Raw genomic sequence first — 21714 nt, 5'->3', positions numbered from 1 at the left:
CCACGGCTCCGGGGGGTGCGGTGCGTCCGGAGGGAAGAGGGGCGGGGGTCAGCCGCCGTACTCGGCCACCGAGGCGTCGATCGTCGCGATCGCGTCGGCGAGCATCGACAGGGCCAGGTCCTGCGCGACCTGCGGGTCGCCCAGCCCCATGGAGTAGGCGGACAGGACGAGGAGGGCCCGCCCGGTCCGGACGACGACCACCACGTAGCCCTCGCCGCCGTCGAGCACCTGGCTCACGGCCGTGACGGAGTCCGTCCCCGCGTAGCCGTCGCCGAGCCGCAGCAGCGCCTCGTCGGCGGGCACGCCCGCGCGGGCCGTGGCGAGCCCGTCGGCGCAGCCGAGCAGCCGGTCCGTCTCGGCGTCGACAGCGTGGGCGGCGTCCAGGTCGCCCGCGTACACGGCCAGCAGCCGCTGCTCCCCGCCCTCGCTGGGGTCGGTCCAGGTGGCCAGCCGGCTGGCGACCGCCGAGTCGAGCAGGCCCGAGGGCTCGCAGGCGTCGACCGCGAAGTCCAGGGCGTCGGCCGAGCCGGTCGTGGTCCGCAGCGTGCCCCCGGCGGCCGCGTCCGGCATCCCCGTGGTGAGCGGGAAGTCCTCGGGCACGGTCGTGGGCAGGGTGTCGGGATCGGTGCTGGGGCCGGTGCTGGGGTCGCCGCTGGGCGTGGCGGACGACGAGACGGCCACCGGGGGCTCCTGGCCGCCGCGACCCGAGGCACCGGCGACGGCTACGGGCACGCCGACGGCGAGGACGACGGCCGCGACCGCCCCGGTCACCGCCGCGGCGGTGCGGCGGCGCCGCAGGGCGTCCCCTCGGCGCCGGACGTCGGCGGCCGACGGCCGGGGACCCGTGGAAGGGGAGCCGCCGGCGTGGGGATCGTCGCGGAGCACGGCGAACAGGTCCTGGTCGGGGTCAGGCACGGGAGGCTCCTTCGGTCAGGCCGCCGTCGCCCACCTCGGCGAGCAGGGCGGCCAGCGCGGTGCGGCCGCGGCTGAGCCGGGCCTTGACGGTGCCCTCGGGGGCACCGACCTCGCGGGCGACCTCGGCGACCGGCAGGTCGGCGAGGTGGTGCAGGACGAGCGCGCGACGCTGGTCCTCGGGCAGACGCGCCAGCGCGGTCATCAGGGCGACCCGCCGCTCGTCGGGGGCCGGTGCGGTCACGGGTGCCGCCAGGGCCCGGTCGGCGGGCCGGCGTCCACGCACCACCCGGCGCCAGCGGCTCACCGCGAGCCGGTAGGCGGTGGTCCGCACCCAGGCCTCCGGGTGCTCGGCGCTCTGGAGCTTCCGCCGGTGCGCCCAGGCCCGGGCGAAGGCCTCCTGCACGCACTCCTCCGCCTCGTCGCGGCTGCCGATCATGGCGTGGACCTGGCTGACGACACGGGCGTAGGAGGCGGCGTAGAAGTCGTCGAACTCGACCTCGTCCATCTCACGTCCTCTGCTGGGGAGACCTCCGAGCGAGGATCTCAGCAGTGGTACGCCCCGGCGAGCGCTGAGGTTGCACCGCTCCTCGGGAATTTCTCAGCCGGCCTCGACGCCCGCCCGCAGGCGGGCCAGCGCCCGCTCGGCGAGGGCGGTGAAGGCGCCGTCCGCGAACGTGCGCCGGCCGGCCGGCACGAACCCGACCTGCGCGAGGGCGCCGCCGTGCCGCACCAGCGCCATGTCGTAGACGACGCTCTTCCTCGCCGTCACCTCGACCGTCACCCGCCACACCGACACCTGGTCGGCGCCGTCGGTGCGGGTGCGCACGACGCGCACCTTCGTGCCGGGGTCGCGGTCGGAGCAGGAGGACATCCGCGCGGCCACGTGCGTCACCAGCGCCTTGGCCCGGGCCACCGGCAGCGCCCCGACCGTCTCGGTCAGGCCGAACTCCACCGGCAGCTTCGTGGCGTCGGGGATGAGGAAGGTGCGGGTGGCGGTGTCGGTGAACCGCACCCCGCGGTAGCGCCCGGAGAAGGACGTCTCGTCGCACCGGGTCGCGGCCGGGTTGGTGGCCACCTTCGTGTCGGTCTCGGAGCCGGCCCAGTCCGCGGAGACGCCCGTGACGGGCGGCAGGTCGGCGTCCACCAGCATGGTGGGCACCTCGGCGACCGGCACGGGGTCGGTCTCGGTGAGCGTGGGCGAGCCTCCGCAGGCGCCCGCGCCGACGAGCCCGCACAGGCCCGAGACGGCGCTGGAGAGGGTCCGGGCGGCGGCGGGCAGGCTGCCGGTCGCGGTGCCACGGCGCTCCAGCGCCACGACGGTGAGGTAGCGCCCGGTGCGCGCCACCTGGACGACCTCGGTGGTGGTGGGGGAGGACCAGTCGCGCAGGACGACCTGGAACGCCTGGTCGCCGACCCCGGCGACGTCGCGCACGGCGAGGAGCTGGGTGCGGGTGTCGGTGCAGCCCGACACCCACTGCGACCACAGCGTGTACGAGGCCCGGGCGGCCAGCGCGTCGGCGGACTCCTCGGTCATCTGCGTCGCGGTGAGCCGCTCGGCGCCGCTGCCGGCAGAGCGCAGCGTGCGCACGAGGGCGTCCTGGACGTCCTCGTCGGCGTAGCGGGTCTGCTGGCAGGGCAGCACGAGGCCGTCCCCGTCGACGTTGTGGTCGGTCTCGAGGACCTTCCACCCCTTGCCCGCGACGACCCCCTCGAGGTCGTCGGCGGCCAGCATGTCGTCGTCCACGAGGGCCACGGCGTCGGCCGCGGACGTCGAGGAGCCGTCCGCCGAGCCCTCCACCCCGGCACCCGCGCCGGCGGTCGAGACCCCGGTGAGCGCCCGGTCGAGCCGGGGGCGGGCACCGTCGGGGTCGTCCACGACGACGCCGGACACCACGACCGCCGCCGCCACCAGCCCGACCCCCACCACGACGGCGGTGCGGCGCCGGGTGGTCCCGGCACGGCGCAGGCGGGCGGCGCGGCTCCAGCGGACGCCCTCGAGCGCCGGCTCGAGGCCGCGGAGCATGATCGGGACGTGGCTGCTCGGCACCTCGGCGGCCAGGGCCACGGCGGCGGTCGAGCGCTGGAGCTCGGAGGTGAACGCGTCGACGGTCAGGCCGAGCTCGCGGGCGGCGTCCGGCAGCGAGACGGCGGCCAGGTGCACGAGCACCAGCACCCGGCGCTGGGTCCAGGAGAGCGAGGACAGCGCCTCGAGCGTGCGGCGCACGCCGGGGTCCAGGGACTTCTCGCGGTGCCAGACGTGGGTGGTGTGGCGCCGGTGGGCGAGCGCCCAGGCCCGCGGGCGGACCCAGGCCTCGGGGTCGCTCCCGCGGGTGGCCTGGCGCCAGTGCTGCCAGGCGGAGACGAAGGTCTCCCGCACGGCGCCGCGCGAGGCGCGCAGGTCGCCCGTCAGCGCGTAGGCCTGCAGGAGGAGGCGCTCACGGGCCTCGGCGTAGAGGTCGTCGAAGTCCTGCTGCTCGGTCATGGCCCGCCCAGGGTACGGGCGCCACGGCCGGGGTCGGGAACCGGCGAGGCGATGTGACGCGACCGGGGTGACGCGGCGCCCGCGCCCGGCGTGCCTGCCGCGCCGAGGGGGTGTCCCCGGGTGACCATGGACGGGCCATGACGCCTCCCGAGACCTCCACCCTGGACCGCTCCGGCCCCCGCCCGCACGGCCGGCCGGCATCGCGGTCGCCGCGCGCCGGGCGCACTGGCCGCCCTGGGCGCACGCCTCGACGCCCGCGGTCCCTCGCCCTCGTCTCGGTCTGGGGCGGCGTCGTCGCCGCCCTCGGCCCGCTCGTCGGCTGCGCCGTCCTCGGGCTGCTCGGCTGGTTCCTCGCGGACGCCGGCACCCACGGCGCGCCCCGCGACGGGCTGCGCGTGGGGGCGCTCGCCTGGCTGATGGGCCACGGCTCGGGCGTGGTCGTGGACGACGTCCCGGTCACCCTCCTGCCGCTCGGCGTGACGCTGCTGGTCGTGTGGTCGACCTGGCGGCGGTCCCTGCGCACCGGGGTGGCCCTCGCCGGGCACGGCCCGGACGCCGACCGCCTCGCGGACGGCGAGCGGGACTGGACGGTCCCGCTCGCCACCGGCTTCTTCGCGCTCGGCTACCTCGTCGTCGTCCTGCTCACCGAGCTGGCGGCCTGGCCGCTGGCCCCCGTGGCGAACACGTTCCGCCTCGTCCTGCTCACGCTGCTGCTGGCGGCCGGCCTGGGCGGCGCCGGGATCGCCGTCGGCACCGGCCGGGCGGCCGCGCTGGCGGACCGGCTCCCCACCGCGGTGCGCGGTGCCACGGCGGTGGCCCGGCGCGTCCTGCTCGTGTGGCTGGTGACCTGCCTCGGCGTGGTGCTGCTCAGCCTGGCGCTGGACGCCAGCACCTTCGCCAACATCCTCTCGCAGCTGCACGTGGACGCCGGCGACGCGACCGCCTACGTGCTCGTCTGCCTTCTGGTGCTGCCGAACGCCGCCGTGTGGGGCGGCGCCTACCTGCTCGGCCCCGGCTTCGCCGTGGGCACGGGCACCCTCGTGAGCCCCTCGGGCGTCGTGCTGGGGGCGCTGCCGATGTTCCCCCTGCTCGCGGCGCTCCCGGACGCCGGCACCCCCGGTGCGTGGCAGGTCCTGCTCCTCGGCGTCGCACCGCTCTCGGCGGCGGTGGGCTCGGCGCTGACGCAGCGCCGGCACCCGGTGCCCGGACTGGTCGACCCCGCCCTGCGCGGTGCCCTCGGCTCGCTGCTCGCCGGCGTGGTCGTCGGGCTGCTCGCGGCGCTGTCGGGCGGCGCCGTCGGCCCGGACCGGATGGCCGACCTCGGCCCGGCTGCCCTCGACGTCCTGGCCCACGCGGTGCCGGCCTTCGCGCTCGGCGGTGCCGTCGGCGGTCTCCTCACGGCGCTGTTCCAGCGGCACGGGGACCGGCGGCACCGGGACCAGCGGCACGAAGACCGGCGACTACAGTCTCGCCCGTGACCGACCCCGCACGTCCCCGCCTCGTCGTCCTCGTCTCCGGCTCGGGGACGAACCTCCAGGCGCTGCTGGACGCGGCCGCCGACCCGGCCTACGGCGCCGACGTCGTGGCCGTCGGCGCCGACCGCGCGGGCATCGAGGGCCTGGCGCGGGCCGAGCGTGCCGGTGTCCCCACCTTCGTCGAGCGGGTCGGCGACCACGCCTCGCGCGCGGACTGGGACGCCGCGCTCACCGCCGCGGTGGCCGCCCACCAGCCGGACCTCGTCGTGCTCGCCGGCTTCATGAAGCTCGTGGGCCCCGCGTTCCTGGCGGCCTTCGGCGGGCGCACGCTCAACACCCACCCCGCCCTCTCGCCGTCCTTCCCGGGGATGCACGGCCCCGCCGACGCGCTGGCCTACGGCGTGAAGGTCACCGGCTGCACGCTGTTCGTCGTCGACGAGGGCGTGGACACCGGCGTGATCGTGGAGCAGGCCGTGGTCCGGGTCGAGGACGACGACGACGTCGAGAGCCTCCACGAGCGGATCAAGACCGCCGAGCGCTCGATGCTCGTGGAGCAGGTCGGTCGGCTGGCGCGGGAGGGCTTCCGCGTCGAGGGCCGTCGGCTCCTCGTCGGCTGAGCCTCCTCGGTCGAGCCGGGGCGGCTGAGCGGCCCGGACCTCCTCGGCTCGGGTCGGACCGGGGGGATCGCCTAGGCTGGGCCGCGACACGACTGGCGCAGGTGGGCAACCACCAGGGAGTGACGTCGGGAGCATCGAACGCCTGGGTGCTCCTCCTCGCAGCCGACGCAGGAGATGACGCATGTCTGACCCGACCACCGTTCCGACCATCGACCCCACCGCCGGCGACGGCCGCGTGCCGCTGCGGCGGGCGCTCGTCTCGGTCTTCGACAAGACCGGCCTGGAGGACCTCGTCCGCGGCCTCGTGGACGCCGGCGTCGCCCTGGTCTCCACCGGCGGCTCCGCCAAGCTCATCGAGTCGCTGGGCCTCCCGGTGACCAAGGTCGAGGACCTCACCGGCTTCCCGGAGTGCCTCGACGGGCGGGTCAAGACGCTGCACCCGCGCGTGCACGCCGGCGTGCTGGCCGACCGCCGCCTCGAGTCCCACGCGGCCCAGCTCGGCGAGCTCGGCGTCGAGCCGTTCGACCTCGTGGTCGTCAACCTCTACCCGTTCACCCAGACCGTGGCCAGCGGCGCCGGCCCGGACGAGTGCGTGGAGCAGATCGACATCGGCGGGCCGTCCATGGTCCGCGCCGCGGCGAAGAACCACCCGAGCGTCGGCATCGTGACGAGCCCCGAGCGCTACGCCGACGTGCTGGCCGCCGCGGCCGCCGGTGGCTTCACCTACGCCCAGCGCAAGCAGCTGGCCGCCGAGGCCTTCGCCCACACCGCCGCCTACGACGTGGCCGTGGCCTCGTGGATGGGCAACGTGCTCACCGACACCTCCGAGGGCACGGGGTTCCCGGCCTTCGTCGGCGCCACGTGGAGCAAGGCCTCCACCCTGCGTTACGGCGAGAACCCGCACCAGGCCGCCGCGCTGTACACCTCCGCGTGGGAGACCGGCCTGGCCCAGGCCGAGCAGCTGCACGGCAAGGAGATGTCCTACAACAACTACGTCGACGCCGACGCCGCCCGTCGGGCCGCCGGTGACTTCGACGAGCCGGCCGTGGCGATCATCAAGCACGCCAACCCCTGCGGCATCGCGGTGGGCGGCGACATCGCCCAGGCGCACGCCCGCGCCCACGCCTGCGACCCGCTGTCGGCCTTCGGCGGCGTCATCGCCGCGAACCGTCCGGTCTCCGTCGCGATGGCCGAGCAGGTCGCCGACGTCTTCACCGAGGTCATCGTGGCCCCCGGCTACGAGGACGGCGCCGTCGAGGTGCTGGCCCGGAAGAAGAACATCCGCATCCTGGTCTGCCCCCTGCCGGGCAAGGGCGAGGTCGAGATGCGGCCCGTCTCCGGTGGCCTGCTCATGCAGCAGCGCGACCACGTGGACGCGGTGGTCGAGGGCGGCGGGGACGACCCGTCGGCCTGGACGCTGGCCGCCGGCGAGCCCGCCTCGGCCGAGGTCCTCGCGGACCTCGCGTTCGCGTGGAAGGCCTGCCGGGCCGCGAAGTCCAACGCGATCCTGCTCGCCAAGGACGGCGCCTCGGTCGGCGTCGGCATGGGCCAGGTCAACCGCGTCGACTCCTGCAAGCTCGCGGTCGAGCGGGCGAACACACTGGCCGAGGGCGAGGAGCGGGCCCGCGGCTCGGTCGCCGCCTCGGACGCGTTCTTCCCCTTCGAGGACGGCCCGCAGATCCTCATCGACGCCGGCGTCACCGCCATCGTGCAGCCGGGCGGCTCGGTCCGCGACGGGCTCACCGTCGAGGCCGCCCAGGCCGCCGGCGTGACGATGTACTTCACCGGCACCCGGCACTTCTTCCACTGATCGTCCACGGCTCGCCCCGCTCCGGCGGGGCGAGCAGGAACCAGGAGACAGGCACAGCATGACCGCGCAGAAGCTGGACGGCTCGGGGACCCTCAAGGCCATCAAGGCCGAGCTGAAGGAGCGCGTCGCCGCGCTCAGGGCCGCGGGGGTCACCCCGGGTCTCGGCACCATCCTGGTCGGCGACGACCCGGGCTCGCACTGGTACGTGGGCGCCAAGCACAAGGACTGCGCCGAGATCGGCGTGCAGTCGATCCGCGTCGACCTGCCCGCCACGGCCACCCAGGCCGAGGTCGAGGCCGAGGTCGACCGGCTCAACGCCGACCCGTCCTGCACGGGCTTCCTCATCCAGCAGCCCACCGGCCTGGACGAGTACGCCCTGCTCAGCCGTGTCGACCCCGACAAGGACGTCGACGGCCTGCACCCGGTCTCGCTGGGTCGCCTCGCGCTCAACGTGCCGGGCTCGCTGCCCTGCACCCCCGTCGGCTGCCTCGAGCTGCTGCGCCGTCACGGCATCGAGCTGGCCGGTGCCGAGGTCGTGGTCGTGGGCCGCGGCCTCACCGTGGGCCGCCCCATGGGCCTCCTGCTCACCCGCCGCAGCGAGAACGCGACGGCCACGCTGTGCCACACCGGCACCCGCGACCTGGCCAAGCACGTGCGCGAGGCGGACGTCGTGGTGGCGGCCGCGGGCGTGCCCGGGATCATCACCGGCGACATGGTCAAGCCGGGCGCCGCGGTCCTGGACGTCGGGGTCAGCCGGGTCGACGGCAAGATCGCCGGCGACGTGGCGGCCGACGTCTGGGACGTCGCGGGGTGGGTCTCCCCGAACCCCGGCGGCGTGGGCCCGATGACCCGCGCCATGCTGCTGTCGAACGTGGTGGAGATGGCCGAGCGCCAGGCCGGCGTCGCGGGCGCGTGAGCACGCCCGTGGACGCCGTCGGCTCGCCCGAGGACGGCTCGCCCGCCGAGCCCGGGGAGATCGTCGAGACCGGGGAGACCCCCGGCGCCGGGGGCACCGCCGGCGGCGCCGCCGCGGAGGCGGTGCCGAGCACGCACGAGATCGCGGAGGAGATCGCCGAGGTCGAGCCGCGGCGCAAGCCGTCGACCATCGGCGGCGCCTTCTACATCGTCGTGCTGGTGGTGGCCGCGGTCGGGCTCGGCTGGGCCGCCCTGGGCAGCTGGCGCAGCGGCATCACCCTCTTCGCCGGGACGCTGCTGGCGGCGGCCGTGCTGCGGCTGGTCCTCCCGGAGGCGGACGCCGGCATGCTCGCCGTCCGCAAGCGCTGGATCGACGTGCTGCTGCTGGGCGGGGCCGGCGCCGCCGTCCTCGTGCTCGTGCACGCCGTCCCGGGGCGCGTCGGCTTCTGACGCGGTCCCTCGCGTGCCGACGGGCGCGTCGGCACGCGAGGACCTTCCGGCGTGGTGGTGTCGCTGCTGCGGCTCAGATGAGCCCGAGGCCGGTGACGGCCTCCTTCTCCTCGACGAGCTCCGCGGCGGAGGCGTCGATGCGGCCGCGGGAGAAGTCGTCGATCTCGAGGCCCTCGACGATGCTCCAGTCGCCGTCCTTCGTGGTGACGGGGAAGGAGGAGATGATCCCCTCCGGCACGCCGTACTCGCCGCGGGAGACCACGGCCATGGAGACCCAGTCGCCCTCGGCGGAGCCGTAGAGCCAGTCGCGGGCGGCGTCGATGGTGGCGGAGGCGGCCGAGGCGGCCGAGGAGGAGCCCCGGGCCTCGATGATCGCGGCGCCGCGCTTGGCGACGGTCGGGATGAAGGTGCCCTCGAGCCAGGCCTGGTCGCCGACGACCTCGGCGGCGTTGCGGCCGGCGACCTCGGCGTGGAACAGGTCCGGGTACTGGCTGGCCGAGTGGTTGCCCCAGATCGTCATCTTCGTGATGTCGGTGACCGGGGCGCCGGTCTTCGCGGCCAGCTGGCTGATGGCGCGGTTGTGGTCGAGCCGGGTCAGCGCGGAGAAGCGCTCGGCCGGGATGTCCGGGGCGTTGCTCATCGCGATCAGGGCGTTGGTGTTGGCCGGGTTGCCGGTCACGCCGATGCGGACGTCGGGGGCGGCCACCTTGTTGAGTGCCTTGCCCTGCGCGGTGAAGATCGCGCCGTTGGCCTCCAGGAGGTCGCTGCGCTCCATCCCCGGGCCGCGCGGTCGCGCGCCGACGAGGAGCGCGAGGTTGACGCCGTCGAAGACGGTCTCCGCGTCGTCCCCGATCTGCACGCCGGCGAGGCCGGGGAACGCGCAGTCGTCGAGCTCCATGACGACGCCCTCGAGCGCCTTGAGGGCGGGGGTGATCTCCAGCAGCCGCAGCTCGATCGGGCGACCGCCGGTGAGGGCGCCGCTCGCGAGGCGGAACAGGAGGCTGTAGCCGATCTGGCCGGCGGCGCCGGTGACGGCGACCTTCAACGGGGTGGTGCTCACGTCGTCTCCTCGTAGGTATGACGGGCTGTCGGCCCGGCCGAGCCGGGCTCCACTCGCGAACCTAGCAGCGTGTGATGCGCCTCGCGCAGGGACTCTCGTCGCCTTCCCGACCCGTGAACGTCGGGGTCTCCACCCGGACGCGGGCAGGCCCTGCGACCATGGCCGCGTGCGTCCGTCCCCGTCCCGCCGTCCTGCCGTGGCGGCGACGCTCGCGGCCCTGGTCCTGGCCGCCCCCGGGCTGGCGGGCTGCGCAGCCATGGAGCCGCCCCAGGTGTCCGCGACGGGCGTCGACACGCTGGTCTCCCCGCTGACGACCCTGGACGCCCGGGACTGGTCGACCACGCTCGACCACCCCGACCTCGCGCTGGACGCCGTGCGCTCCTTCGACGACGGCTCGACCCTCCAGGTCGCGGCCGGCTCGGTGCAGGTGGGCGGGGTGGCGACCACCGCGCTGGTGGACACCGCCGCCGACGGGAGCACCACGACGCGGCTCGTGGCGCAGGACGTCGAGGGCAACGTGTGGTGGCTGGGGCTGGAGTCCTCGGCCGACCCCGCCTCCGACTGGCTGGCGGGGGAGGACGGCGCCCAGGCCGGCCTGCTGCTGCCCGCCTCACCGCGTCGGGGCGACGGCTGGGCCACGGCCGGCGCCGGCCAGGCGGGGGAGTCGGTGTCCACGGTCATCGCCACCGACGCCCAGCTCACGCTGCTCGACGGTGCGTACTCCGGCGTCCTCGTGATCGAGACCGTGGACGCGGACGGCGACACCGAGCGGCAGTACTACGAGCCCTCCCTCGGCCTGCTCGCCTTCACCGACGGCGGCGTCGTGGTCGGCGCGGTCGACGTGCTCGGCGCGGCCACGGGGTGACGTGGTCCTGTCCGCCTGTCAGGCTGGCGGGGGTCAGGCCCCCGACGCCGTCGGGTATCTTGACGTCAAGAAAGTTTCGCCCTCGATCGCTCCAGGAGCTGCCCGCACCATGGCCAAGATCATCTACACCCACACGGACGAGGCGCCGCTGCTCGCGACGTACTCCTTCCTGCCGATCATCCAGGCCTACGCCGCCAAGGCAGGCGTGGAGGTGGAGACCCGTGACATCTCGCTGGCCGGCCGCATCCTGGCCCAGTTCCCGGAGCACCTGACCGAGGAGCAGCGCATCGGCGACGCCCTCGCCGAGCTCGGCGAGCTGGCCACCAAGCCCGAGGCCAACATCATCAAGCTGCCGAACATCTCGGCGTCGGTCCCGCAGCTCAAGGCGGCCGTCAAGGAGCTCCAGGCCAAGGGCTACGCGATCCCGGACTACCCCGAGAACCCCGTCTCCGACGAGGAGAAGGCCGTCCGCGCCGCCTACGACAAGGTCAAGGGCTCCGCCGTGAACCCGGTCCTGCGCGAGGGCAACTCCGACCGCCGCGCCCCCGGCGCGGTCAAGGCCTACGCCCGCAAGTACCCCCACCGCATGGGCGCCTGGTCCGCCGACTCCAAGACGGACGTCGCGACCATGGGCGAGCGGGACTTCTTCTCCAACGAGAAGTCGGTCGTGCTCGAGGCCGCCGACACCCTCACCGTCTCCCACACCGCCGCCGACGGCACCGTCACGGTGCTCAAGGAGTCCATCCCGGTGGAGGCCGGCGAGGTCGTGGACGCCACCTTCCTGGACGTCGCGGCGCTGCGGACCTTCCTGGCCGCCCAGATCGCCCGCGCCAAGGACGAGGGCGTCCTGTTCTCCGTGCACCTCAAGGCCACGATGATGAAGGTCTCCGACCCGATCATCTTCGGCCACGTGGTGGAGTCCTTCTTCCCGGCGCTGTTCGCCGAGTTCGGCGAGACCCTGGCCGCCGCCGGCATCTCCGCCAACGACGGCCTCGGCGGCCTGCTGTCCGCCTCCGCCTCGCTGCCCGAGGGCGAGGCCATCAAGGCCGCCGTCGCCCAGGGCCTGGCCGACGGCCCGGCGATGGCGATGGTCGACGACCGCAAGGGCATCACCAACCTGCACGTCCCCTCCGACGTCATCATCGACGCCTCCATGCCCGCGATGATCCGCATCGGCGGCCACATGTGGGGCCCCGACGGCAAGGAGGCCGACACCCTCGCCGTCATCCCGGACTCCTCCTACGCGGGCGTCTACTCGGCCGTCATCGACGACTGCAAGGCCCACGGCGCGCTCGACCCGGCCACCATGGGCTCGGTGCCGAACGTCGGCCTCATGGCCAAGAAGGCCGAGGAGTACGGCTCGCACGACAAGACCTTCGAGATGACGGCCGCGGGCACCGTGACCGTCACCAACGCCGCGGGCGAGGTCCTCCTCTCCCACGACGTCCAGGCCGGCGACATCTGGCGCGCCTGCCAGACCAAGGACGCCCCGATCCGCGACTGGGTCAAGCTCGCCGTCACCCGCGCCCGCGCCACCGGCGACCCGGCCGTGTTCTGGCTCGACGAGAACCGGGCGCACGACGCCAACCTCATCGCGAAGGTGAAGGAGTACCTGCCCGAGCACGACACGGACGGCCTCACCATCGAGATCATGGCGCCGGCCGCGGCCTGCACCTACTCCCTCGAGCGCATCCGCAAGGGCCAGGACACCATCTCGGTGACCGGCAACGTCCTGCGCGACTACAACACCGACCTGTTCCCGATCCTCGAGGTCGGCACGTCGGCGAAGATGCTCTCGATCGTCCCGCTGATGAACGGCGGCGGCCTCTTCGAGACCGGCGCGGGCGGCTCGGCCCCCAAGCACGTCCAGCAGCTCCTCGAGGAGAACTACCTGCGGTGGGACAGCCTGGGTGAGTTCTTCGCCCTCGCCGCCTCCCTGGAGCACCTCGCCGGCTACGCGGACAACCCGGGCGCCAAGGTCCTCGCGGACACCCTCGACGCCGCCACCGCGACGTTCCTGGAGAACGACAAGTCCCCGACGCGCAAGCTCGGCGGCATCGACAACCGCGGCTCGCACTTCTACCTGGCCCTGTACTGGGCCCAGGAGATGGCGAAGCAGACCGCGGACGCCGCGCTGGCCGCCGCCTTCGCCCCGCTGGCCGAGAAGCTGGCCGCCGAGGAGGAGACCATCGTGGCCGAGCTGGTCGGTGTCCAGGGCAAGCCCGCCGACGTGGGTGGCTACTACCAGCCCGTCGACGCCAAGGCCGACGACGTGATGCGCCCCTCCGCGACGCTCAACGCCGCCATCGCGGCCCTGTGAGCCCCGCGGACGACGACGCCCGCACCGGCTCCGCCGACCCCGCCCCGGGGTCGGCGGAGGCCGGGGGGCTGCCCGAGGGCGTCCCGGCGGACTGGGACGGTCACGCGCTGAGCAAGCGCGGCTACGTCCTCATGGCCGTCATCCCGTTCCTCGGCGCCGCGCTGCTCTTCGGCCTCGTCACGCTCAACTACGAGCGGGTCGGCACCGACACCGCGACGTCGGTGCGGCTGCCCACGAACAGCTGGCTGCCGGGCCAGGCCGAGGGCACCTCGGCCGTCGAGGGCGAGCTCACCGCCGGCGACGGCGGCTGCGTCTACCTGGCGGCCTCCGACGGCACCACCGTCTGGCCCGTGTGGCCGGCCGGCTGGACCGCCAAGGAGAGCTCGAGCGGCGTCATCAGCATCTACGACGACAGCTCGGACCTCATCGCCCGGACCGGCACGTCGATCGTGGCCACCGGGACCCCGACGACGTCGACCGACTTCACCGCCTCCTCCTGCGCCGCGGACGCCGACTCGTCGGTGCTGATCCAGTCCGAGGTCGCGCGCGAGGGCTGAGGCCCCGCGCTCAGCGCAGCAGCCCCCGCGCGGCGTCCTGGACCTCGTCCAGGACCCGCTCGGGGGTCTGCAGCACGCTCACGATGGCGGGCTCGCCGGGTGCGCTGCCCACCGCCGGCGTGCGCTGCAGGCCGTCGGCCGCGGTGAGCCCGACGTGCAGCACGATCCCGCCGACGAGCAGCGGGAGGCCGAGCCGGTAGGTCAGCAGGACCAGGGGAGCGACGAGGGCCATCGGTGCGTCCTTGCGTGAGCGGGGGCGGCCGCGGGCTCTCGGGCCAGCGGGGACCGCGTCCTCCGCGGTGCCTTCCCTGCCATCGGCGTCGGCGGGCCGACGCCGAGCAAACGGTTGCGAAGATGGCGTGAAGCGTCGTGGAGGAAGCGTGAGGACGCCCCGTCGCGGCGGGGTTCCGGAAGGGACGCGGCGGCGGGGTTCCGTCAGGTGTGGTGCAACACACCGCACCCAGGAATAGCGGTAAACCTCCGGGCCGTTGGACGATGAACACCCCCGAGGCCCGCCCCTGCGACCAGGAAGCTCCCCGCCATGTCGCTCATCGACGTCCGCCCGACCGACGACCCCACCCCCACCGGGGCCGTGCCCGTCGTGCTCGACGACCGACCGGGCCTGCGCTTCTGGGTCGCCGTGGTCGCGCTCGCGACCGGCGGCTTCGCGATCGGCACCACCGAGTTCGTCGCGATGGGCCTGCTCCCGGAGATCTCCGCCGGGATGGGTGTCTCCATCTCCCAGGGCGGTCACCTGATCTCGCTCTACGCGCTCGGCGTCGTCGTCGGCGCCCCGCTGATCGCCGCGCTGGGCGCCCGGTTGCCGCGGCGCGGGCTCCTCGTGGGGCTCATCGCCGCGTACGGCGTCCTGAACCTGGCGTCGGCGGGGGCGACGAGCTTCCACCTGCTCGGGCTGCTGCGGTTCCTCGACGGGCTGCCGCACGGCGCCTACTTCGGGCTCTCGGCGCTGGTCGCCGCGTCGATGGTCCCGCCGCACCGCCGCGGGTTCGCCCTGGCGATGGTGATGATGGGCATCCCGCTGGCGAACGTCGCCGGGGTCCCGCTCGTGACCCTCGTCGGGCAGCACGCCGGCTGGCGCTGGGCCTACGTGGCCGTGGGCGCCCTCTCGCTGGTGACGGTCGTGCTCGTGCTGCTGGCCGTCCCCGCGACGCCGGGGGACCGGACCGCGACCGGCCGCCGCGAGCTGTCCGGGCTCCGCTCGCCGCAGCTGTGGCTCGCGGTGGTGGCGGCCGGTGGCGGGTTCGGCGGCATGTTCGCCCTCGTCACCTACGTCTCGCCGCTCACGCAGGACGTCGGCGGGCTCTCCGAGAGCGCCGTGGCCGTGTTCCTGTTCGCCCTGGGCCTCGGCATGATCGTCGGCAACACCGTGGCCGGACGCCTGTGCGACTGGTCGGTGGAGAACAGCCTGCGCCTGGGCTCGGTGGGCCTGGCCCTCTCGCTGGTGGCCTACTTCGTGCTCGCCCCCACCGGCTGGTGGGCGCTGCTCGCCGCCTTCGCGGTGACGCTGACCGGCTCCGTGCTCGCCCTCGGCTTCCAGATGAGGCTCATCGACGCGGCGGGGGAGTCCCAGACCCTCGGGGCCGCCCTCAGCCACTCGGCCCTCAACATCGGCAACGGCCTCGGTGCCTGGCTCGGCGGCGTCGTGATCGCCATGGGCTACGGGCTGCGTGCGCCCCTCGTGGTCGGCGCCGTCCTGGCGGTCCTGGGCCTCGGGGTCATCGTGCTGGCGCGGGTCGCCGCCCGGCGCGCCGGGGACCACGCCGTCCTCTGACGGCCCGCGGGCGGTGGCCCCGCTCGGGTCGTCCGTCCGTGCCGTGCCCTCGCCCGGGGCCAGGGGGGCGAAGGGTAGGGCTGTGCCCTCAAGGCGCCCGTCTTGTTTCCCTCAAGACGCCCTCCCGCGCCATTCCCGGACAGGGGTGGGCGCGGCTCGTTGAGCGGCAACTGTCGTGCGGGTACTTGAGGTGGGGGCCGAACCTCAAGATCAGCCAAAGATCTACCCAATTTGAGGGTGGTTCGACGCCGAATTGAGGTTCCGGGCGCCTGCGCGGGCGCCCGGGGCGCGTGTCCGGACCCGGGGTGGCTCCGAAGGCGCAGGAGGCCGCCTCCGGGCGTCGTGCCCGGTGCCGGGTCCCGGCCTGCCGGCGTCTCCGTCACCCGCGGGACGATCAGGCTCGACCGCGCCCGGGCCGCTTCGGGCACGCGCTCGGACCGTCCCGCCGAACCCGGTCGGAGACACGTCCGGTCCCGGGCCGCTCCGTCCCGGGCCGTTCCGTCCCGTCCCGCCTGGCTCGTCCCGGCTGGCTGGTTGTCGGCGTCCGGGCCCAGGAGCTCCCTCGCGGCCGCGACCCGCGTCGGCCGGGCGGGCTGGACCAGCGGGTCCTGCTCTGGACCGGAACGGGGTCGGACCTCTGTCTCCGCAGGTGGGCGGGGGTGTGGGCGGAGGCGCTGCCGCCGAGCGACAGCAGGTCTGGACCACCACTGGTCCAGACCGGACAGGTCCAGACCAGTGGTGCGAGTCCAGAGGCCCCAGTGCACCCCTGTCGGTCCCTCGTCCGACCCTTCCGTGCGCGCCCTGCGACCGCCCTGCGACCGCCCCGCGCCCGCCCCGCGCCCGCCTGTGGACCCGCGGGACGACTCGGGCGGCTCATCAGCGAGAATGGGCGCATGGCGACGACGCAGCCCCAGGTCGAGGTCCCTGCTGCCACCGGAGGCGCGCGACCCAGGGTCCTCTCCGGCATCCAGCCGACCGCCGACTCGTTCCACTTCGGCAACTACCTGGGCGCGCTGCGCCAGTGGGTGGACCTCCAGCGCGACCACCAGCCGTTCTTCTTCATCGCCGACCTGCACGCCATCACGGTGGAGCAGGACCCGAAGGTGCTCCGCGAGCGCGCGCTGCGCTCGGCGGCCCAGCTGCTCGCGATGGGCATCGACCCCGAGCGGTCGGCGATCTTCATCCAGTCGCACGTCCCCGAGCACGCCCAGCTCGGCTGGGTGCTCCAGTGCCTCACGGGCTTCGGCGAGGCGCGCCGGATGACCCAGTTCAAGGACAAGTCCGCCAAGCAGGGGGAGGGGGCCGCGAGCGTCGGCCTCTTCACCTACCCCGTGCTCCAGGCGGCCGACATCCTGCTCTACCGCCCGCACTACGTGCCGGTGGGCGAGGACCAGCGCCAGCACCTCGAGCTCACCCGCGACCTCGCCCAGCGGTTCAACAGCCGCTACAAGAAGACGTTCCGGCTCCCGGAGCCCTACATCCTCAAGGCCACGGCGAAGATCACGGACCTGCAGGAGCCCACGGCGAAGATGTCGAAGTCGGCGTCCTCGCCGGCCGGGATCATCGAGATGCTGGACGACCCGGCGCGCTCGGCCAAGAAGATCCGCTCCGCGGTGACCGACTCCGAGGCCGAGATTCGCTTCGACCCGGAGAACAAGCCGGGGGTCTCCAACCTGCTGACCATCTACTCGGCGCTCACCGCCCGCAGCGTCACCGACCTGGTCGAGGAGTACGGCGGGAAGGGCTACGGGGACCTGAAGAAGGACCTGGCGGAGGTCGTGGTCGGGTTCGTGACCCCGTTCCGCGACCGGACGCTCGAGCTCCTCGACGACCAGGCCTACCTCACCGAGGTCCTGCGCAAGGGCGCCGAGCAGGCGCGCGAGGTCGCGGCGGGCACGCTCAAGGACGTCTACTCCCGGGTGGGTTTCGTCGCCCCGCCGGCGTAGAACAGTAGGGACGTGCCCATGCCCACCATCGGCGTCGCCATCGCCGTCCCCGAGCCCTGGGCGAGCGAGCTCCAGGGGTTCCGGGAGGACAACGGCGACGCGAGCGCGTCCCTCATCCCCACCCACATCACCCTCGTCCCGCCGCTCGACGTCGACGACGACGTGCTGGCGGGCGTCGAGGAGCACCTCGGGGCCGCGGCGTCCCGGGTCGAGTCGTTCCACGTCCGCCTCAGCGGCACGGGCACCTTCCGCCCGGTCTCCCCGGTCGTCTTCGTGGCGCTCGCCGAGGGCGAGGGCGGTTGCCGGCAGCTCGAGCACGAGGTCCGCTCCGGCCCGCTGGCCGTCGAGGCCACCTACCCGTACCACCCGCACGTCACGGTGGCCCACCACGTGCCCGAGGAGGCCCTCCAGGCGGCCGAGGAGGAACTCGCCGGGTTCGAGTGCGACTTCGACGTCGCCGACCTCTCCCTGTGGCTCCTGGACGACGAGCGCGGCTGGCAGGTCGCCCGGCGGTTCCCCCTCGCGGCGGCCGGGGGTGCGTCCGCATGAGCCTGTCCGTCTCCACGGTGAAGGACCGTGCCACCGACGGCGTGAGCGAGGTGCGGGAACGTGCCCCCTGGCTCGACCACCTCATCCGCATGCAGCAGCACTACGGCTCCAGCTTCGCCGCGCAGCAGGCCGGCGCCGTCACGTACTTCGCGTTCCTCTCCTTCTTCCCGGTGCTGGCCATCGCCTTCTTCGTCGTGGGCGTCATCTCGAACGTGTGGCCGGACGCCAACGACGCGCTGCGCCAGGCCATCAGCGCCCTGTTCCCCGGCATCATCGGCACCGGCTCGAACCAGCTGGCCCTCAGCGACTTCCGCACCTTCAGCGGCTGGGCCGGCCTCATCGGCTTCGTGGCGGTCCTCTACTCGGGACTCGGCTGGGTCTCGGCCCTGCGCCGCGCCCTGGGCGCGGTGTTCGAGCAGCCGGAGGACGAGCGGCTCGGCTTCGTCCCGGGCAAGCTGCGCGACCTCGTGGCGCTGGCGCTGCTGGGCACGACCCTGCTGGTCTCGGTCGGCGTCTCCGGCATGATCAGCCGCTTCGCCCCGGGCATCCTGTCGTTCTTCGAGCTCGACACGGCGCTGGGCTGGCTCGTCTCGGGCCTGACCTACCTCATCGGCATCGCCGCCAACGTCCTGCTCTTCTACTGGATGTTCCGGCTGCTCGGGGGCCAGGACGTGCCCCAGCGCTCGCTCGTCGGCGGTGCCGTGCTGGGCGCCCTGCTCTTCGAGGTGCTCAAGCAGCTGGCGTCGACCCTGCTGGCCGCGGTCAGCACCCAGGCGGCCGGTCAGGCGTTCGGCATCGCGCTCGTCGTCCTCGTCTGGATCAACTACTTCAGCCGGCTCGTGCTCTACGCCGCCTGCTGGGCGTTCACGACCACCGCCGCGCAGGACGCGCGCGCCCGGCGCCTGCGGCTGGCCGACGGCACCCCCGTGCAGGGCCCGCCCCTGCCGAGTGGGGACGGGACGTCCGTGCTGCCGGTCGAGGAACAGGGACGCGGCTGGCAGGCCCCGTTCGCGGCGGGCTCCGCCACCGCCCTGGCGGTCGTGGCGCTCGTCCGCCGTCTGCGCACCCGCTGACAGGCCCCGGCCCGAGCGGCCCCGGCTCCGCTGAGGCGCCCACCCGCGCCTCCCACGACGACCAAGGCCCCCTCCCGGGACGGGAGGGGGCCTTCGCGCTGAGCGTGTCGGATCAGTGACCGTGCTTGAGCGCGGTGCGCAGGTCCTTGTTGAGCTGCGAGATCACGTCGAGCGGGATCTCCTTGGGGCAGGCGCCCGCGCACTCACCGATGTTGGTGCAGCCGCCGAAGCCCTCGGCGTCGTGCTGGCCCACCATGGAGACCACGCGGTCCCAGCGCTCCGGCTGGCCCTGCGGGAGCTCGCCCAGGTGCGTGATCTTCGCACCGAGGAAGAGCGAGGCCGAGCCGTTGGGGCAGGCGGCGACGCACGCGCCGCAGCCGATGCAGGTCGCCACGTTGAAGGCGCGCATGGCCTTGTCGCGGGGCGCCGGCACCGAGTTCGCCTCGGGCGCGGAGCCCGTGTTGGCGCTGATGAAGCCGCCGCTGGCGATGATGCGGTCGAAAGCGGAGCGGTCGACGATCAGGTCCTTGACGATCGGGAAGGCCCCGGCGCGCCACGGCTCGATCGTGATGGTGTCGCCGTCGTTGAACGAGCGCATGTGCAGCTGGCAGGTCGTGGTGACCTCCGGGCCGTGCGCCTCGCCGTTGATCATCAGCGAGCACATGCCGCAGATGCCCTCGCGGCAGTCGTGGTCGAACGCGACCGGGTCCTCGCCCTCGGTGTTGAGCTTCTCGTTGAGGACGTCGAGCATCTCCAGGAAGGACATGTCCTCGGAGACGCCGTCGAGCTCGTAGGTCTTGAGGGACCCGTCCGCGGTCGCGTTGGCCTGCCGCCAGATCTTGAGGGTGAGTCTCACTTGTAGCTCCGCTGCTTCATCTCGATGGCGGTGTAGATCAGGTCTTCCTTGTGCAGCACCGGCTGGCCGCCGTCGCCGCCGAACTCCCAGGCCGCGACGTAGGAGAACTCGTCGTCGTGACGCAGGGCCTCGCCGTCCTCGGTCTGCGACTCGGCGCGGAAGTGGCCGCCGCAGGACTCGCGGCGGTTGAGGGCGTCGATGCACATGAGCTCGCCGAGCTCGAGGAAGTCGGCCACGCGGCCGGCCTTCTCCAGGCTCTGGTTGAGGCTGTCGTTGGTGCCGAGCACCTTCAGGTTCGACCAGAAGTCGGCCCGCAGCTCGCGGATCTGGTCGATCGCCTTGCGCAGGCCCTCCTCCGTGCGCTCCATGCCGCAGTACTCCCACATGATGTTGCCCAGCTCCTTGTGGTAGCTGTCCACGCTGCGGGTGCCGTTGATCGACAGGAAGGTGTTGATCCGCTGCTCGACGGACTCACGGGCCTCGACCACGGCCGCGTCGGTCTCGTCGACGGCCGGGAAGGGCGCGTCGGCGAGGTACTCGCGGATCGTGTTCGGGAGGACGAAGTAGCCGTCCGCCAGGCCCTGCATGAGCGCGGAGGCGCCCAGGCGGTTGGCGCCGTGGTCGGAGAAGTTCGCCTCGCCGGCCACGAACAGGCCGGGGATGTTCGACTGCAGGTCGTAGTCGACCCAGAGGCCGCCCATGACGTAGTGCACGGCGGGGTAGATGCGCATCGGCGTCTCGTAGGGGTTCTCGCCCGTGATCCGCGCGTACATGTCGAAGAGGTTGTCGTACTTCTCGCGGACCGCGTCCTCGCCGAGGCGCTTGATCGCGTCGGCGAAGTCCAGGTACACACCGCGGCGGAAGTCGCCGACCATCGGGCCGACGCCGCGACCCTCGTCGCAGACGTTCTTGGCCTGGCGGGAGGCGATGTCGCGGGGGACCAGGTTGCCGAAGGAGGGGTAGATCCGCTCCAGGTAGTAGTCGCGGTCCTCCTCCGGGATGTCGCGCGGGTCCTTGGTGCAGTCCTCGCGGTTCTTCGGCACCCAGATGCGGCCGTCGTTGCGCAGCGACTCGCTCATCAGGGTCAGCTTCGACTGGTGGTCGCCGGAGACCGGGATGCAGGTCGGGTGGATCTGCGTGTAGCAGGGGTTCGCCATGTAGGCGCCCTTGCGGTGGGCCCGCCACGACGCGGTGACGTTGCTGCCCATCGCGTTGGTGGAGAGGAAGAAGACGTTGCCGTAGCCGCCCGAGGCGAGGACGACGGCGTCGGCCATGTGGGTCTCGATCTCGCCGGTGACGAGGTCGCGGGCGATGATGCCGCGCGCCCGACCGTCCACGACGATGAGCTCGAGCATCTCGTGGCGCTTGAACTCCTCGACGGTGCCGGCGGCGACCTGGCGCTCCATGGCCTGGTAGGCGCCGATGAGGAGCTGCTGACCCGTCTGGCCGCGGGCGTAGAACGTGCGGGAGACCTGCACGCCGCCGAACGAGCGGTTGTCCAGCAGGCCGCCGTAGTCGCGGGCGAACGGGACGCCCTGCGCGACGCACTGGTCGATGATGTTCGCGCTGACCTCGGCCAGCCGGTACACGTTCGACTCGCGGGCGCGGTAGTCGCCGCCCTTCACGGTGTCGTAGAAGAGGCGGTACGTGGAGTCGCCGTCCTCCTTGTAGTTCTTCGCGGCGTTGATGCCGCCCTGCGCGGCGATCGAGTGCGCCCGGCGCGGGGAGTCCTGGTAGCAGAAGGACTTCACGTGGTAGCCGGCCTCGCCCAGGGTGGCGGCGGCGGCACCACCGGCGAGGCCGGTGCCCACGATGATGACGCTCATCTTGCGTCGGTTGGCCGGGTTGACCAGCCGGTTGTCCATCTTGTGCTTGGTCCAGCGCTCCGCGATGAGGCCCTTGGGCGCCTTCGTGTCGGCGATCTTCTCGCCGAGCGTGTAGTAGCCGCGGGCGTCGTCGGAGTTCTGCTCCGAGGGGGAGTTCAGCTGGGTGAGACCGCTGACGTCGGCAGTGGAAGCCATGGAGGTGTCCT

19 protein-coding genes and 1 riboswitch are annotated in these 21714 nt (G+C 73.6%); of the genes, 12 read left to right on the top strand and 7 right to left on the bottom strand.

All coding sequences use genetic code 11. The features are described 5' to 3' along the window. Positions 1 to 48 precede the first annotated feature (48 nt). The 3 genes from E8D37_RS19730 to E8D37_RS05940 form a co-directional block, all read right to left on the bottom strand. Complete coding sequence (locus tag E8D37_RS19730) at positions 49 to 915, bottom strand: hypothetical protein (protein WP_168929637.1); 867 nt, start codon at positions 913 to 915, stop codon at positions 49 to 51. Then, positions 908 to 1420, bottom strand: coding sequence for a sigma-70 family RNA polymerase sigma factor (locus tag E8D37_RS05945; protein ID WP_136568821.1), 513 nt, complete (start codon positions 1418 to 1420; stop codon positions 908 to 910). The genes E8D37_RS19730 and E8D37_RS05945 overlap by 8 nt, the downstream gene beginning before the upstream one ends. A 93-nt stretch (positions 1421 to 1513) precedes the next feature. Continuing rightward, positions 1514 to 3397, bottom strand: coding sequence for a hypothetical protein (locus E8D37_RS05940; RefSeq protein WP_136568820.1), 1884 nt, complete (start codon positions 3395 to 3397; stop codon positions 1514 to 1516). Between the two features lie 137 nt (positions 3398 to 3534). Between E8D37_RS05940 and E8D37_RS05935 the strand changes: the two genes are divergently transcribed. The 5 genes from E8D37_RS05935 to E8D37_RS05915 all read left to right on the top strand — a co-directional run bounded on the left by E8D37_RS05935 (position 3535) and on the right by E8D37_RS05915 (position 8664). Further along, positions 3535 to 4875 (top strand): DUF6350 family protein, encoded by a 1341-nt coding sequence (locus E8D37_RS05935; RefSeq protein ID WP_206055588.1) that lies wholly within the window; start codon positions 3535 to 3537, stop codon positions 4873 to 4875. Further along, positions 4872 to 5489: a phosphoribosylglycinamide formyltransferase gene (gene purN, locus E8D37_RS05930; RefSeq protein WP_136568819.1), complete on the top strand. Its 618-nt coding sequence runs from the start codon at positions 4872 to 4874 to the stop codon at positions 5487 to 5489. Before E8D37_RS05935 ends, purN begins: the two co-directional genes overlap by 4 nt. Positions 5490 to 5567: 78 nt before the next feature. After that, a riboswitch (ZMP/ZTP riboswitch) is annotated at positions 5568 to 5644 on the top strand. A gap of 26 nt (positions 5645 to 5670) precedes the next feature. After that, complete coding sequence (gene purH / locus E8D37_RS05925) at positions 5671 to 7299, top strand: bifunctional phosphoribosylaminoimidazolecarboxamide formyltransferase/IMP cyclohydrolase (protein ID WP_136568818.1); 1629 nt, start codon at positions 5671 to 5673, stop codon at positions 7297 to 7299. 58 nt (positions 7300 to 7357) lie between these two features. Further along, positions 7358 to 8215, top strand: coding sequence for a bifunctional methylenetetrahydrofolate dehydrogenase/methenyltetrahydrofolate cyclohydrolase (locus tag E8D37_RS05920; protein ID WP_136568817.1), 858 nt, complete (start codon positions 7358 to 7360; stop codon positions 8213 to 8215). Further along, complete coding sequence (locus tag E8D37_RS05915) at positions 8212 to 8664, top strand: DUF3017 domain-containing protein (protein ID WP_240770215.1); 453 nt, start codon at positions 8212 to 8214, stop codon at positions 8662 to 8664. The genes E8D37_RS05920 and E8D37_RS05915 overlap by 4 nt, the downstream gene beginning before the upstream one ends. A gap of 73 nt (positions 8665 to 8737) precedes the next feature. Here the strand turns inward: E8D37_RS05915 and E8D37_RS05910 are convergent, their stop codons facing one another. Then, a complete protein-coding gene (locus E8D37_RS05910) occupies positions 8738 to 9724 on the bottom strand; it encodes a malate dehydrogenase (RefSeq protein WP_136568816.1) in 987 nt (328 codons plus the stop codon). Positions 9725 to 9890: 166 nt separating this feature from the next. On the opposite strand from E8D37_RS05910, the gene E8D37_RS05905 reads away from it, so the two are divergent. The 3 genes from E8D37_RS05905 (at position 9891) to E8D37_RS05895 (ending at position 13466) form a co-directional block, all read left to right on the top strand. After that, the gene (locus E8D37_RS05905) at positions 9891 to 10589 is read left to right on the top strand and encodes a hypothetical protein (protein WP_136568815.1); all 699 of its coding nucleotides are present in this window, start codon (positions 9891 to 9893) and stop codon (positions 10587 to 10589) included. Between the two features lie 109 nt (positions 10590 to 10698). Continuing rightward, positions 10699 to 12909: an NADP-dependent isocitrate dehydrogenase gene (locus tag E8D37_RS05900; RefSeq protein WP_136568814.1), complete on the top strand. Its 2211-nt coding sequence runs from the start codon at positions 10699 to 10701 to the stop codon at positions 12907 to 12909. Further along, on the top strand, positions 12906 to 13466 hold the full coding sequence (locus E8D37_RS05895) for a hypothetical protein (protein ID WP_136568813.1): 561 nt from the start codon (positions 12906 to 12908) through the stop codon (positions 13464 to 13466). Before E8D37_RS05900 ends, E8D37_RS05895 begins: the two co-directional genes overlap by 4 nt. Before the next feature lie 10 nt (positions 13467 to 13476). On the opposite strand, the gene E8D37_RS05890 is transcribed toward E8D37_RS05895, so the two are convergent. Then, positions 13477 to 13698: a hypothetical protein gene (locus E8D37_RS05890; RefSeq protein WP_136568812.1), complete on the bottom strand. Its 222-nt coding sequence runs from the start codon at positions 13696 to 13698 to the stop codon at positions 13477 to 13479. A 309-nt stretch (positions 13699 to 14007) separates the two neighbouring features. Between E8D37_RS05890 and E8D37_RS05885 the strand changes: the two genes are divergently transcribed. The 4 genes from E8D37_RS05885 to E8D37_RS05870 all read left to right on the top strand — a co-directional run bounded on the left by E8D37_RS05885 (position 14008) and on the right by E8D37_RS05870 (position 18826). Further along, entirely contained in the window at positions 14008 to 15258 is a 1251-nt protein-coding gene (locus E8D37_RS05885; RefSeq protein ID WP_136568811.1) for an MFS transporter, read from the top strand. Positions 15259 to 16151: 893 nt separating this feature from the next. Continuing rightward, positions 16152 to 17204 carry a tryptophan--tRNA ligase gene (trpS, locus tag E8D37_RS05880; RefSeq protein ID WP_136568810.1) on the top strand — a complete coding sequence of 351 codons (1053 nt, stop codon included), beginning with the start codon at positions 16152 to 16154 and terminating at the stop codon, positions 17202 to 17204. An 18-nt stretch (positions 17205 to 17222) separates the two neighbouring features. Further along, positions 17223 to 17753 (top strand): 2'-5' RNA ligase family protein, encoded by a 531-nt coding sequence (locus E8D37_RS05875; protein WP_136569068.1) that lies wholly within the window; start codon positions 17223 to 17225, stop codon positions 17751 to 17753. After that, positions 17750 to 18826 carry a YihY/virulence factor BrkB family protein gene (locus E8D37_RS05870; protein ID WP_136568809.1) on the top strand — a complete coding sequence of 359 codons (1077 nt, stop codon included), beginning with the start codon at positions 17750 to 17752 and terminating at the stop codon, positions 18824 to 18826. Before E8D37_RS05875 ends, E8D37_RS05870 begins: the two co-directional genes overlap by 4 nt. Positions 18827 to 18938: 112 nt before the next feature. Here the strand turns inward: E8D37_RS05870 and E8D37_RS05865 are convergent, their stop codons facing one another. Beyond that, a complete protein-coding gene (locus E8D37_RS05865) occupies positions 18939 to 19682 on the bottom strand; it encodes a succinate dehydrogenase/fumarate reductase iron-sulfur subunit (protein WP_136568808.1) in 744 nt (247 codons plus the stop codon). Beyond that, on the bottom strand, positions 19679 to 21703 hold the full coding sequence (locus E8D37_RS05860) for a fumarate reductase/succinate dehydrogenase flavoprotein subunit (RefSeq protein WP_136568807.1): 2025 nt from the start codon (positions 21701 to 21703) through the stop codon (positions 19679 to 19681). The genes E8D37_RS05865 and E8D37_RS05860 overlap by 4 nt, the downstream gene beginning before the upstream one ends. Positions 21704 to 21714: the final 11 nt, after the last annotated feature.

This window comes from Nocardioides sp. GY 10127, assembly GCF_004919085.1.
In the GTDB taxonomy this organism is placed as follows: domain Bacteria; phylum Actinomycetota; class Actinomycetes; order Propionibacteriales; family Nocardioidaceae; genus Nocardioides.
Note: the sequence above shows the minus strand (reverse complement) of the source record. Positions and strands in the feature narration are given on the sequence as shown.

Coding starts and splice junctions, on each gene's coding strand:
- E8D37_RS05945 (WP_136568821.1), bottom strand. CDS start 1,420: ATGGACGAGGTCGAGTTCGACGACTTCTACGCCGCCTCCTACGCCCGT.
- E8D37_RS05920 (WP_136568817.1), top strand. CDS start 7,358: ATGACCGCGCAGAAGCTGGACGGCTCGGGGACCCTCAAGGCCATCAAG.
- E8D37_RS05940 (WP_136568820.1), bottom strand. CDS start 3,397: ATGACCGAGCAGCAGGACTTCGACGACCTCTACGCCGAGGCCCGTGAG.
- E8D37_RS05900 (WP_136568814.1), top strand. CDS start 10,699: ATGGCCAAGATCATCTACACCCACACGGACGAGGCGCCGCTGCTCGCG.
- E8D37_RS05860 (WP_136568807.1), bottom strand. CDS start 21,703: ATGGCTTCCACTGCCGACGTCAGCGGTCTCACCCAGCTGAACTCCCCC.
- E8D37_RS05870 (WP_136568809.1), top strand. CDS start 17,750: ATGAGCCTGTCCGTCTCCACGGTGAAGGACCGTGCCACCGACGGCGTG.
- purH (WP_136568818.1), top strand. CDS start 5,671: ATGTCTGACCCGACCACCGTTCCGACCATCGACCCCACCGCCGGCGAC.
- E8D37_RS05890 (WP_136568812.1), bottom strand. CDS start 13,698: ATGGCCCTCGTCGCTCCCCTGGTCCTGCTGACCTACCGGCTCGGCCTC.
- E8D37_RS05885 (WP_136568811.1), top strand. CDS start 14,008: ATGTCGCTCATCGACGTCCGCCCGACCGACGACCCCACCCCCACCGGG.
- trpS (WP_136568810.1), top strand. CDS start 16,152: ATGGCGACGACGCAGCCCCAGGTCGAGGTCCCTGCTGCCACCGGAGGC.
- E8D37_RS05935 (WP_206055588.1), top strand. CDS start 3,535: ATGACGCCTCCCGAGACCTCCACCCTGGACCGCTCCGGCCCCCGCCCG.
- E8D37_RS05875 (WP_136569068.1), top strand. CDS start 17,223: ATGCCCACCATCGGCGTCGCCATCGCCGTCCCCGAGCCCTGGGCGAGC.